Raw genomic sequence first — 11,753 nt, forward strand, 5'->3', positions numbered from 1 at the left:
CGATGACCGCGGCGGTGATGGCGGTGGCGACTGTGGCGACCGGGGCGGCGGTCCCGGCGTGGGCCGTCGAGCCGCCCACGAGCAACCGTGACGCGGTGCCGCCCGACGGCAATCCCGGGCCGGAGGCGCCGAACAAGAAGAACTACGACTGCCGTGTGGCCACGGTGTTTCCCGGCGCCGATTTCAAGGCGGTCAACCCGGCGGTGGCCAGCCTCAATCTCGGTGAGGCATGGCGCTATAGCCGCGGGGCCGGCCAGACGGTGGCCGTCATCGACACCGGGGGGCGTCCCCATCCGAGGCTGCCCAATCTGCGGCCCGGCGGTGACTACGTGATGGCCGGCGGGGACGGCTTCGACGACTGCGATGCCCACGGCACGCTGGTGGCCGGCATCATCGCCGCCCAGCCCATCCCTGAGGACTCTTTCTCCGGTGTCGCGCCTGATGCGGCGATCTTGTCGATCCGCCAGGAGTCGGAGTTGTTCGGGCCGGTGGATGCCAAGCCGGTCGATCCCGACGACCCCAACAGCACCCCCACCGCCGGTGATGTGCGCACGTTGGCGCGGGCGATCGTGCATGCGGCCAACATGGGTGCCACGGTGATCAATATCAGTGGGGTTTCGTGCATTTCGGCGCTGCGCCCGGTCGATCAGACGTCGCTGGGCGCGGCGGTGTGGTACGCCGCGGTGGTCAAGGACGTGGTCATTGTCGCCGCGGCGGGCAACACCCAGGGCGAGTGCCAGCAAAACCCGCTGTACAACCCGCACGATCCGGCTGACCCGCGGGACTGGGGCGGGGTGCGAACCATCTCCACGCCGTCGTGGTTCGCCGACTTCGTGTTGTCGGTGGGGGCGTTGAGCCAAGACGGCCAGCCGGCGTTGTCGGCGCAGGGTGGGTCTCCTTTGACGTTGGCCGGTCCGTGGGTGGATGCGGCCGCGATCGGCGTCAACATCGTCTCGCTGGATCCCAATGGGCCGGGGCTGGTCAACGCGTTTCCGGCCAAAAACGGTGGCCTAGATGCCGTCAACGGCACCAGCTTCTCGGCTCCGGTGGTGGCTGGCCTGGGTGCTCTGGTGCGGTCACGGTTTCCGAATTTGACCGCGCACCAGGTGATTCGGCGTATCACTGAGACTGCGCACAACCCGGCGCGCGGCAACGACAACCTGGTGGGAGCCGGTGTCGTCGACCCGGTCGCGGCGTTGACCTATGCCGTCGATCCCGGTGATCCGCTTCCCAAGGATGCGTGGGGTAAGCCGATTCCCGCGCCGGTGGTTGCTCCCCCGCCGGATCGACGGCCCATGTATACCGCGCTGATCGGGTTGGCGGCGTGCGTGGTCGTCGTCGGCGGGGTTCTCGGATTGTCGAAGTTGAGGCGGCCGCAACGATGAGTACACGACATGCCAACACCGCAGCGCCGGCGCCGGCGGGCAGACGACCCGCCGCGACGGGTGGGACCAGGTTCAGCGGTGCGACCGGGCGGACAACCGATGAGAACTCGCGGCGGTTTCCGCTGCGGCCCCATGCGCCGTTATTGACCATCCTCACCGCCGAGGTCGTTGCCGGTGTCATCGCCGGGGTGCTGGTGTGGCGCGGGCTGTCGTGGCCATGGCGTGCCGGCGCGGCGGCTGCGGTGTTTCTCATCGCTTTCGTGGCGTTCAAAGACGCCAGCCTGACCCACTGGGTGGTCCTGTGGTGGCGGTGGTGGCGTGGCCGTAAATCCAAAGCCGCCGCCGCGGCGTGGGCCGATCCGCCTGAGGTCGTCGAGGTCGCCTTGCCCAATGAGGAAGGCATGGCTGGTGTGCGTTGGGATGGCGACATCCTGATCACCGCCGTCGAGTTGACCGCACGGCCACACACCCCCACCGTGTTGGCCGACGGGATCGCAGTCACCACCGACGTCGTTCCGCTCGACGTGGTCGCAGATTGCTTGTGGCAGTACGACACCAATCTCGTGGGGATCGATGTGGCCTCCACCGGGCGGCGCGTCGCCCCAGGCACCGCCTACGCCGGTTCCTACGATCAGCTCATCGGGGTCAAGCCCGGTGTGACTGCGCGGCGCACCTGGCTGATCGTGCGTAGCCGGTTCGATCCGGACGATCCGGGGATCCGCAACCGCGGCGGCGGCGTCGAGGGCGCGGTCCAGGCCGCGTTGGCCGCGACACGACGGCTGACTCGGCGGATGCGTGAACACAACTGCTTGGCGGTGGTCGCTGATGCGGCCAGTCTGTGCAGCGCGCATGCGGCGCTGGCGGCCGGGCTGACCCCTTCCGACACCCAGATTGAGCGCGGAACCCTGGCTACTCCCAGTGGTTTCGTCACCACCTACCGGTTGCACCCCGACGATCTGACCAACGTCAACATGGGAGCGTGGTGGGCCTACCGCTGCGTGTCGGCGGCAGTCATCATGCGGATCACCCCGGCCGGCAAGCGCGGTGAGGTCCAGGTCCGTACGTGGGTGCGTCATGTGTCTTCGACTCGGCCCAGCCGCGCCGATCGGCTGCCGGGTCTGATCCGGCAGTATTGCGATCAGGCTGAGGCGTTGACCGCGACGTTGCCGCTGGGTGCGCTCAGCTGGAAAGCGCAGCGGCGAATTGTGTCTAGCCCGCAGTCGACGGTCGCGGTCGCCGAGCTGTCGGGGTTGCGGATGCCGGTCGGGCCGAGCGGTCAGTTGATCGGCTACACCCCCACTGGGCATCCGCTGCTGCTGCCGCTGTCCGAACGCGGCACGCTGACACGGGTGTATGTTCATGCGCCGCTGTGGGTGGCCCAGCAGCTGGTGCTTCGCGCCCTGGCCGGCGGTGCCAGCGCGCGGGTGACCTCGGGGCGTCCCGAGGCGTGGTGGCCGATGATCCGGCGGTTGGCTGAGCCTCGCCGGTTGTGGCTGTCTCAGTCCGACAGCACCCGTGTCGGCACGATTCAGGTGTGCGATCATGCGCCGATCAGCTATCCCAGTGGCGCTGAGACGCTTCTGGTGGTGGGCGCCAATCCTCAACACGACATCGACGCCGATGTGGTGGTGCGCATGGACCGTCGTGGACAGGTCACGGTGGCTATTGACGGTCAGCCGCCGCGGCCGATCACGCTCGACGCCACCAAGGAAGAGACCCGCTACCTCGGCCGACTCGACTAGAAGGGTGCTGTATCGATGACATCGATTGCGCCCACACAACATTCGATGGTGCCGGCCGCCCACCTCCCCCACCCTGATCGGTAGGTGGCGCGGTGAATTGGGAGACGGTGTGGCGCGAAGACACATTCAACTCGTTGCCCTTGGGCAGCTATGTGGCCAGGATCTCGCAGTTCGACCCCGTCTTCGCCGCCAACTGGTATGTGGCGTGGCGGCGAGATGGGGCGAATTCGTTGTCGCTGCCCGATTATCTTGAGCGCCTTGCCGGTTATCCATCGTTGTGTGCGAGCTGGTATCAGGTGTGGGATGAGGACTCCGCGGCGACGCAGTCCTACCCGGATTATCTGGCTCGGCTCGATGAGTACCCGATGGACCAGCTGGTGAGCTGGTATGAACCGTGGACGCGTGACCGTGCCACGACGTTGTGCTATCCCGACTATTTGGCCGAGCTCGCCGGCCATGACGCCAGCACGTGCAGCGACTGGTATGTGGTGTGGCTCAACGACACCCGGTACGGATTGTCCTACCCGGAGTTTCTGGCGGGGCTCGTCGAGTTCGACTCCACGTTCCGATTGCAGTGGCATCATGTTTGGAGTTCAGATGACACGCATTCGTTGAGCTTCCTGGATTATCTGGGGCGGATCGCGCCGTTTGATGCGGCCCACCGGCTGCAGTGTCACCGGCTGTGGCTGCGTGAGCGGCAGCAGCGGGTGACCTCGCTGTCGTTTCCCGACTATCTCAACGCGCGTGCCGCCGCTGGTTGACATCGCCGCTGGCGATGTGTTCGGCGCGGCGCGCCGATCGGTGGCCCCACATGCACTTAACCGGGTAGAGTGTCGGGCGTTATGGCAGTCCAGAAATCGGCCGCGTTGCGGCGCGTGCGCGCCGAGGCCGAAGAACTTGAGCGCATCGCCGCGGACCGCAAGCGTCATCTTGCGTTGCGCGATAAGGCGATCCGCCAGGCCATTTCCGCCGGGGCGACATGGGCCGAGCTTCAGCGCGAGGCCGGTCTTACCGCTGCCGGCCTCAGTAAAGCGTTGGCGCGCACCGACACGACTGACAACGACCACTAAACCAGGTATAGTGCCGGTGTGTGGCTCGCCGGTCCCATCGGGCCCGCGCCACAATCCACTGCCCTCGATCACCGGAGAGCACGATGACCCTTCTCGCTGAGCCAACACCGCTGCCCGCCGAGACCCAGCCCGATCCCGAGCTCAGCACCCACGGCTCTCATCGGTCGCCGCCCACTGCTGCGCCGGCCGCAGCACAGCAGAGCACTGAGCGCGCACCCTGGATTACGTTCGGGTGCTACTTCGTGGCCCTGGCCACCATGACAGTCAGCCTCAACACGTCCTGGCGGTTCTTCGACGAGGTGCTCCACATCCCCACCGCCTACGGCGAGCGCTACATCATGTTCGCTGTCGCGGAGATGGCGTTGGTCGTCGCCGGCGCCGGCATGGCGGTCAACGTGCGACGCACCGGAAAACCCGGCCCGTTCCGGCTGGTCGTGTGGGGAATGTGCGCCGTCAGCGCCTACATGGCCTGGAAGATGTCCAACTTCGAAGAGGGACTCGGCCGCGTCATCTTGGGGCCGGTGCTCGGCACGATCATGCTGCACCTGGCGCTGGGACTCGAGCTGCGCACCCACCACCACCGCACGGGAACCCTCGCCCGCGTCGCCTCCGAACTGCGCGAGCGGCTACTGTCGCGCCTCGGGCTGGCCAACGACGAACGCGATGCCCTCCAACGCACCCGTGACCGCGCCGCGTTCCGAGCCGCCCAGCTCTCCCTGCCCCGCCGTTGGCGGTGGTCGCGCGAAGCCCGCCTCCAACGAGCCCTCATGGCCGCCAACGTCGCCGACGACCCCTACATGCGCGAGAAGATGCTGGCCCGGCTGACCGTTCTACGTCACGCTCACGAGCTGACCTCATACGACCAGTCTTCGCCGTGGCGTCAAGACCACGAACACGACGCGACGCTCACCTTGGCCACCGATGACGCCGGCCAAGGGCCTACGCCCGACCAGCTGGACGCCATCGCCGTCGAGATCAAAGAGGCCGGCGAGACGACCCAGGAACTGCCCAAGGTTCGTCACGCCCTCGAACTCATCTACCGCGATCCCCGCGAGCTGAGTCTGCGGGAGATCGGCCGCGAGGTCGAACTCAAGCACGAAGCCGTCGGGCGAATCAAGACGGCAGCCAGACGACGCCTAGGTGAGACCGAACTGGAAGAGCCCGCCGCCTTTTAGGGGTGTCTCACCACGTTGGTTCCGCCACTGTTCGGAAGGAGGGGATGTCCCGCCATGGTCAACCGTCAATTCTGGCAGCGGCTTAGATGTGCTGTCTCGTGAGATTGGTTCCGTCGCGGCGGCGGCGAACTCCCGAGAGAGGGTTCAAGCACGCCGATGTCGTACTGAAGGTGGAGGATGAAGTTGTGGAGCCATATCGGGACCCGATGGTGAGCCCCCACCACTCGGCGTCGGTGCTGATCTACAGGGGGCTGGACGACTCGCTCGCTGAATGGTGCCGGAGCCATCGTGACGTCGTCGGTGAGCTGCATAAGACGGACGCCGCTTACAGGGTTCTGTCTGCCCTGATTAACCAGCTGGTATGCCATGGCGATCGCGACGGTTTGACGGCCCTTGTGCTGGACTTGCTTGCGGATGAAAACAAGGAGCGGGCCGAAGGAGGTTGGGTCGACGACGGTCTAAACGAGGCGATTCTGTCGTCGATCGACCAACACTCAGATGGAGTCCGCGGCTGAGCATCCACGCACTTGCGGAAGCGACGGATTTCTCAAGTCCACTCTGCTTCAGGAAACCCGTGTAACCAACGTAGCGGGACATCACACTTAGATCACGCGTCGTCGGCACGGTCGAACGAACCGACCCACCTACCAGCACAGCGGATGAGCGAACAACCCGCCAGGACGTGCGGAGTGTTGAGAACACCGCGAACCGGCATGACGCTGCCCACCTCGCGCGCAGACCCTTCACCGTCTGCCGAAGCTATCGTCGAGCCAACATGATCGACCGAACCCGGAAGACTGAACCATGAACACTCAGAGCCCACACCTGCTCGTCCCTGTGCACACAGGCCCCGGAATCCCTGTCGGCGCCGCAATCGTTCCGCCGCACGGAATCATCACCGGCGCCACCGGAAAGACTTGCGCGCTACTGGCGTTCGCCACCGACCTGGCTAACCGATACAGCTTCGACGAGCTCCAGCTGCTCGTCATCAGCCCCAGCGGCGGGCTCGGCTTCCTGTCACGCAATCCCAGAATCGACGGCATGTACGGCGCGTACGCCCAGACCCTCTGGGGCCCGGACGTGTCTACGATCTCCACCGGGGCCTTCACCGACGAGGTAATTCAGCGACTCACCGCCATCCACCACGAGCACACGACATCAGATGTTCTGCACCACCGAGCGATCCTGATCGACGACCTCGGTGACTGGGGACTCGGCGACGACGCCTTCGGCACCGACGGAGACGCAGATCGACTACTGACTGCACTTCAACAACTCATCGCGGACGGCCCGTCGAACGGCGTGCACATCATCATCGCGCTGCACGACCAGGAAACCCGCGCAGCGCAACGGCTCCTCAGCACGCATGGGGGATTTCGGCTTTCCGGCGCACCAGATCCAACCGCAACCGCACCCCGCGCGATGACGTTGCGCCCGTGCGGCGCGGAAATCGCGCAGCAGGTTCAGATCACCGACGTCACCGACCTAATCCCGTCGCCCGTAGGGTGAGCTCCTAACCGCAACTTCGCCCGGGCGCGACGGAGACACCACGGCCGGTGGGTACTTCTGCATTGAGGGCAGCGCGAAGCGGATGAGCCTACCCGTGCGCGGCCCGGGCGAAAGGGCCGGCCATCGCGACACCAGGCCGGATAGGTGTCAAACCGTTGTGGTGCACTGAGCGCAACGAGAGACGGGCAGGACGCCAGCGGTGAGTCAAGTACCCAGCCGTGCCGCCCGTCTGGCGGATGCGGCGCACCACGCTGAGCTATTGGGACGCCAGCAAGAAGGATGAGTGGGTCGCCTTGTGGCGGACATCGTGCCGGCGGGCGGTGCGGATGCATGCCTCTGAGGCCCGCGCCTCGCGCGGCGGCGACGACCCCGGCTCACCTGGCTGGCCTCCCCTCGCTTGACTGCGCGCCGCACGCAGCCCGTCTCCAGGTGTTGGCGCGCAGCCCGCCGAGCTTGGTACAGGGGAACTCGAGGCTCGACCTCCGAACACGACGGCGTCGACGGCCTGGCGTGCCGGCCGGCGCTACCGGTGCACCACGTTGAATCGTCGGCCCGCCAGGGCGTGGTGCTTGGCGTTGACCGGAACAGGCTGGCGTCCGGCATATACCTCGGTGCATGACCAGCCACGCCAACTCTGGCGTACCGGGCGTTCCGCGGCGTACAGGCCCGTTCATGTCCCCCGCGACCGGATGGGCCGACGGTCCGGTGTCGCGAGGCCGCTGCCGGTGCGTGCGCCACCCGCGTCTCCTTTGGTCGCCATGTCTCAGCCGGCAGCGAAGTTGTCGGGTCTTGTCGGTGGTGCGGGCGCCACCGCGTACGCCACTGCAGCTCTGGGCGGCGAATGGTCAGAGTCGCCAGCGCGGCTGATCAACCCGGCCGCTGCGGCGTGAAGGCTGGCGTGCGCCATGCCGCCCGCCAGCGTGGCCCACCCTGGCGCACGGGATCCGAAAATCTGGGCCGGCGGGCCCGATCGGTGTTCGGGCCAAATTTTTCTGAGGGTCGAGTCCGACCTTGGCGTCCGGCCGCTCGGGCCGGGATGCCACTCCGACGTGGCGTCTGGGCCCCGGGCGCAGCGAATCCGAGCGCCGTTCCGGTTAGCGTTGGTGTTAACACTTTTGTGGTTGGTAGTGCTGTCTCGTGTGTGGTTGGTTCTGTGCGCACATGAGTTCACCGTTGCTGCTACCAGCGGAGCTAACGTAGGACCACACTTGTTAACAGTCTTAGTAGCGACCTCACTAACTCCCTCTATAACAGTCTGGTCACCACACTTATGAACCATCTTCGTAACTACTGTGGTCACTCATTTGTGCGTTCGTGCGCACACCGTTCGTCTAGTGGGCATGTCCACAAACATGTATGCGGTTTCGAAGACGCACTCATACACGAACCCACTTGTGAAGAGCCATGTGGTTAGGTGTGTGGTCAGGTGTGTGCACGAATGAGTCCGTACACTCGCAAACACGCGAGTGAGTGCAACTGTGCGCATGGGCTTGTGTGCACGGTCTCACTCATGGGTGCGCACAAATAGTGTTGAACTGGCGTGTCGTTTAGCCAATTAGATAGACAGCGTGTGTGATAGCACGTACCATCACGGGTATGCTTGCTAACCCAACAACGAAGCGTCCCCGAGTGCTTGCTGTCGCGATGCAAAAGGGTGGGGTTGGCAAGACCACAACGGCCATTAACGTGGCGGTTTCCCTCGCGGAGCTCGGCCTCCGGGTGGCGTTGCTGGATCTGGATCCCCAGGCCAACTCGACGAAGGGTCTCGGCGTCGACATGGGCCCCGATGACGTCTCAATGTTTGAGGTTCTCATTGACGTCGAAGAGGACCGTGTGCCGCTTGCCGACGCTCTGGTCAAGAGCAAGTACGGCGTCCTCGTCGGTGCCGCGCACCGCGCGATGCGTCGTCTCGAACGGTACGGACTTGGACCAAGTGGCTATGCGCGGTTCTCGCGCCAGGTGCTAGAGCTCGATGTGGATGTCGTGGTGATGGATTGCCCGCCCAACTTGGGGGAACTTACGGTTGCCGCGTTGGCGGCCGCCGATTCGGTGTTGGCCACGGTTCTTCCCGGCACCGACGAGATCGATGCCCTCTTGGAGCTGCAGCGCTCGGTACGCGAAACCCAAGAAGGCCTCAACTCCCGCGTCAGTATCGACTTCGTCATCGCAACGATCTACGAAGGCGGAACGTTGGTCGCCAAGGACGTTCGTTCGAGTCTGAAATCCGAGTGGACGTCGGAATACCTCGGCGAGGTATCGAAGACCGTGCGCGTTAAGGAAGCCAAGCATGCGCGGGTTCCGCTGGTGCTCTATGCGCCTGAAACAGAGGCGGCCAAGGACTACCGGCGCATCGCGAAAGAGCTCAACGAGAGGATGCCCGTCCATGTCTAGTAGCAGAAGGGCCGGGTTGGGCGCTGTCAGCACGCGTACCCGTGAGGAAGCGCGCGAGGCGGCCGGCCGTATCGGTCCCGATGACGTACTGCCCACGCCGCCGCCTCGTGCAGTGCCGACTGCGCCTTCGGCTGGTGCCGAGCTGCCCGACGAATCCTATGAACCGGTCGACTCGGGTCCTGAGGAGACTCCGGTTGCTGCTGCTGCGGAGGCCCCACAGCCGGTGCCTGGCGGTACAGGTCGGGGGAGAGGGCGTCGGCCCGCGGTGCCCACCAGCTTGACGCCGTCGCGGGTGCCGCTGCAGCGGGTTCAGATCGGCCCGCGGGTCAGGCCGTCAGTTAAAGCTCAATTGGAGGAATATCAGCACGCTTTGGCTAAAACTGGTGTCACTCAATCTGACATTGTTGAGTCGGCGCTGGTGGAATATATGGAGCGTTATCCAGCCGAAACTTTGCGTGCGGCTTTACTTGAGGGTATTTGATCGCGAATGGGCCTCAAAGATCGCGGTTTCGGACACCTTCAACGCATCGGCCAGGGCGGCGGCGCGCGCGTTGTCGAGGTGTCCGCGGCCGCGTTCGAAGTTGCCGAGTACGCGGCGCGAGATGCCGGTTCGCTCGGCGAGCTTGGCTTGCGTCAGTCCGGCCACTATTCGCAGATCAGCGAGGGTTCTTTCGGCCTCGGGCACGGTCAGAAATCGGTCTACGGTGGCCCCGAGCGCTGCTGCGGCCAAGCTCAGGGAGTCGACCAGTGGTAGACATTCCCCGCTTTCCCAGCGATGAATCGCGGCGCGATCGACACCGGATTGCTTGCCCAGTTCTTGCACAGTTAGATTCGCCATTTTCCGAGCGCGCGCAAATTCCTGGCGGTCAAATCCGCGCAAAACACTATTCGCTAGGGGCTTTTCGAGCCGTTGGGCGGAGCGTTGGGAAGCGTTCATTTGGTATTGATCGTGACACCCCCTCGGTGAGGACAGCAAGTTATCCCGCTGGATGCAGGGTCTCGCGTATCATCAGGTCAGGGCTTTGTCGTGGTTCGATGCGAAGGAGGTGTGGGTGATGCTGCAGCCGCCAGTTCGGGGCTTCAATCGCAGCGCTCTTTCGCGCCGGCGCCAAGCTGAGAACCTTTCGATCGCTGAGCTGGGCGTACGTGCTGACATCGCCGCTTCGGTGTTGTCTCGGTGGGAGAGTGGTCAGGCCAGTCCGACGCCTGAGTTGTTGCGCCGGGTTGCCGATGCGATGGGCGTTTCGACCACCGAATTTGTTGACACGCCGGCCGAGGACATGACGCTGGCCGACCTTCGCAGTCTCGCCGGCTTCAGCCAGCGGTCGTTGGCTCGCCACCTTGGCATTCCGTTCAAAGCGGTGGCCAAGCTGGAGCAGGGTCTGATCGATATGGACGACAAGCGTGCGACCACCTTGGCCGCCGCGCTCGATGTCGATGTCGCCGAGCTCCATGACGCATACCGCCGCGGTGCGCGTCGTTGGCTTCGTCAGCGTCTCGTTGAGTTGGAGGCGCAGCAGCCGGCCGCCGCGTCGGCCTAACAGGCTGCGCCAGCCACCTTCACTGTTCGACGCTCAACCTGCCAAAAATTCTTCGGTGAACAGCCGGAATGTGGTGGGTTGAGTTTTTTTGCTCTCTGCGACCGGGTTCGCGACACGCCGGGCATATACCTGGATTCGTGACGGTGATCGGGTTTTCTTTGGCGGATTTCAGCCAATCGTTGCTGGTCGCGCGGCCGTGGGGAGCGAGTTCCTTGCCGCGGGTCCGTGATGTTCCCTATCGTAGACGAATAGTCTTATCCTGAGCACTGCGGCGTGTTAGATTGCTACTTGAGTGACTGCATGATGCACTGCCTCGGAAGTGCAACGGGTAAGAAACGAAACGGCAACGACGTGGAAGGGGGACCGGGACACCGCCCAGCGGGTGAAAACCACCTGAGGACAGCAATCGACCTCCTTTAGGCGAAGGAGGCGACTGCGAAGAAGTGGAAGGCGAAGTAGGCGCTTCGGCTTCCGGTATCCCAGAAAGGGACGTCGTTGGAAACTGCGTCTCAGGGTAACGGCTACCCTGATGACCCGTCAAGCGTGACGCGGGTGCTTGCCGCTATCACTGCTGGCGTCGGTTCGGGCCGCCCAGCGGGCGCTCGAACCATGTTTCCGTGCCCTGTTCATGGCGATGACGTCCCCACCCTGAGCGTTTGCTACAACACCGGTTCAGGCGTTGTAGATGTGCACTGTGCAGTGGGCTGCCCGCAGTCAGACATCCTCGCCGCACTCGGCCTCACTTCCGCCGATCTCGCAGTCGATTCGGCACCACAACCGTTGGCCGACAACGCATCTCCAGCAGCACCGACAATCGCCGATGCGACCTCCAAGACCTACACCTATCTGTCGTCAACCGGGGACCGCCTGGGCCAGGTGGTCTACTCGGGCAACGGCGGCCCGCGATTGCGGCGATGGAATCCGGCTACCGCGCGTTGGG

Annotated in this window: 12 protein-coding genes; 11 read left to right on the forward strand and 1 reads right to left on the reverse strand. The window is 64.6% G+C overall.

What is annotated here, in order from left to right:
* Nucleotides 1-2 precede the first annotated feature (2 nt).
* The 9 genes from mycP (at nt 3) to CWS39_RS28700 (ending at nt 9,753) form a co-directional block, all read left to right on the forward strand.
* The gene (gene mycP / locus CWS39_RS24975; protein ID WP_102145589.1) at nt 3-1,385 is read left to right on the forward strand and encodes a type VII secretion-associated serine protease mycosin; all 1,383 of its coding nucleotides are present in this window, start codon (nt 3-5) and stop codon (nt 1,383-1,385) included.
* Nucleotides 1,382-3,127, forward strand: coding sequence for a type VII secretion protein EccE (eccE, locus tag CWS39_RS24980; protein ID WP_102145581.1), 1,746 nt, complete (start codon nt 1,382-1,384; stop codon nt 3,125-3,127). The genes mycP and eccE overlap by 4 nt, the downstream gene beginning before the upstream one ends.
* Before the next feature lie 92 nt (nt 3,128-3,219).
* A complete protein-coding gene (locus CWS39_RS24985) occupies nt 3,220-3,888 on the forward strand; it encodes a hypothetical protein (protein ID WP_102145582.1) in 669 nt (222 codons plus the stop codon).
* An 81-nt stretch (nt 3,889-3,969) separates the two neighbouring features.
* Nucleotides 3,970-4,197: a hypothetical protein gene (locus CWS39_RS28965; protein WP_158240395.1), complete on the forward strand. Its 228-nt coding sequence runs from the start codon at nt 3,970-3,972 to the stop codon at nt 4,195-4,197.
* A gap of 83 nt (nt 4,198-4,280) precedes the next feature.
* Complete coding sequence (locus CWS39_RS29815) at nt 4,281-5,372, forward strand: hypothetical protein (protein ID WP_233213679.1); 1,092 nt, start codon at nt 4,281-4,283, stop codon at nt 5,370-5,372.
* Nucleotides 5,373-5,542: 170 nt separating this feature from the next.
* On the forward strand, nt 5,543-5,887 hold the full coding sequence (locus CWS39_RS25000; RefSeq protein ID WP_102145584.1) for a hypothetical protein: 345 nt from the start codon (nt 5,543-5,545) through the stop codon (nt 5,885-5,887).
* A gap of 289 nt (nt 5,888-6,176) precedes the next feature.
* A complete protein-coding gene (locus CWS39_RS25005; protein WP_102145585.1) occupies nt 6,177-6,881 on the forward strand; it encodes a hypothetical protein in 705 nt (234 codons plus the stop codon).
* A 1,596-nt stretch (nt 6,882-8,477) separates the two neighbouring features.
* Complete coding sequence (locus CWS39_RS25010; protein ID WP_102145586.1) at nt 8,478-9,272, forward strand: ParA family protein; 795 nt, start codon at nt 8,478-8,480, stop codon at nt 9,270-9,272.
* A gap of 265 nt (nt 9,273-9,537) precedes the next feature.
* A complete protein-coding gene (locus tag CWS39_RS28700; RefSeq protein ID WP_142386921.1) occupies nt 9,538-9,753 on the forward strand; it encodes a hypothetical protein in 216 nt (71 codons plus the stop codon).
* Here the strand turns inward: CWS39_RS28700 and CWS39_RS25015 are convergent.
* Entirely contained in the window at nt 9,736-10,209 is a 474-nt protein-coding gene (locus CWS39_RS25015; protein WP_102145587.1) for a helix-turn-helix transcriptional regulator, read from the reverse strand. The two genes, CWS39_RS28700 and CWS39_RS25015, sit on opposite strands and share 18 nt — an antisense overlap.
* A gap of 52 nt (nt 10,210-10,261) precedes the next feature.
* On the opposite strand from CWS39_RS25015, the gene CWS39_RS25020 reads away from it, so the two are divergent.
* A complete protein-coding gene (locus tag CWS39_RS25020; RefSeq protein ID WP_102145588.1) occupies nt 10,262-10,813 on the forward strand; it encodes a helix-turn-helix transcriptional regulator in 552 nt (183 codons plus the stop codon).
* Between the two features lie 699 nt (nt 10,814-11,512).
* On the forward strand, nt 11,513-11,753 hold a 241-nt coding region (locus CWS39_RS29820), incomplete at its 3' end, for a hypothetical protein (protein ID WP_233213680.1).

This window comes from Mycobacterium hubeiense (genome assembly GCF_002838065.1).
GTDB lineage: Bacteria > Actinomycetota > Actinomycetes > Mycobacteriales > Mycobacteriaceae > Mycobacterium > Mycobacterium hubeiense.

What these genes read in the sequence shown, in the direction of transcription:
- mycP (WP_102145589.1), top strand. Translation starts at nt 3, where the DNA reads ATGACCGCGGCGGTGATGGCGGTGGCGACTGTGGCGACCGGGGCGGCG.
- CWS39_RS25020 (WP_102145588.1), top strand. Translation starts at nt 10,262, where the DNA reads ATGCAGGGTCTCGCGTATCATCAGGTCAGGGCTTTGTCGTGGTTCGAT.
- CWS39_RS25010 (WP_102145586.1), top strand. Translation starts at nt 8,478, where the DNA reads ATGCTTGCTAACCCAACAACGAAGCGTCCCCGAGTGCTTGCTGTCGCG.
- CWS39_RS29815 (WP_233213679.1), top strand. Translation starts at nt 4,281, where the DNA reads ATGACCCTTCTCGCTGAGCCAACACCGCTGCCCGCCGAGACCCAGCCC.
- CWS39_RS25005 (WP_102145585.1), top strand. Translation starts at nt 6,177, where the DNA reads ATGAACACTCAGAGCCCACACCTGCTCGTCCCTGTGCACACAGGCCCC.
- eccE (WP_102145581.1), top strand. Translation starts at nt 1,382, where the DNA reads ATGAGTACACGACATGCCAACACCGCAGCGCCGGCGCCGGCGGGCAGA.
- CWS39_RS28965 (WP_158240395.1), top strand. Translation starts at nt 3,970, where the DNA reads ATGGCAGTCCAGAAATCGGCCGCGTTGCGGCGCGTGCGCGCCGAGGCC.
- CWS39_RS25015 (WP_102145587.1), bottom strand. Translation starts at nt 10,209, where the DNA reads ATGAACGCTTCCCAACGCTCCGCCCAACGGCTCGAAAAGCCCCTAGCG.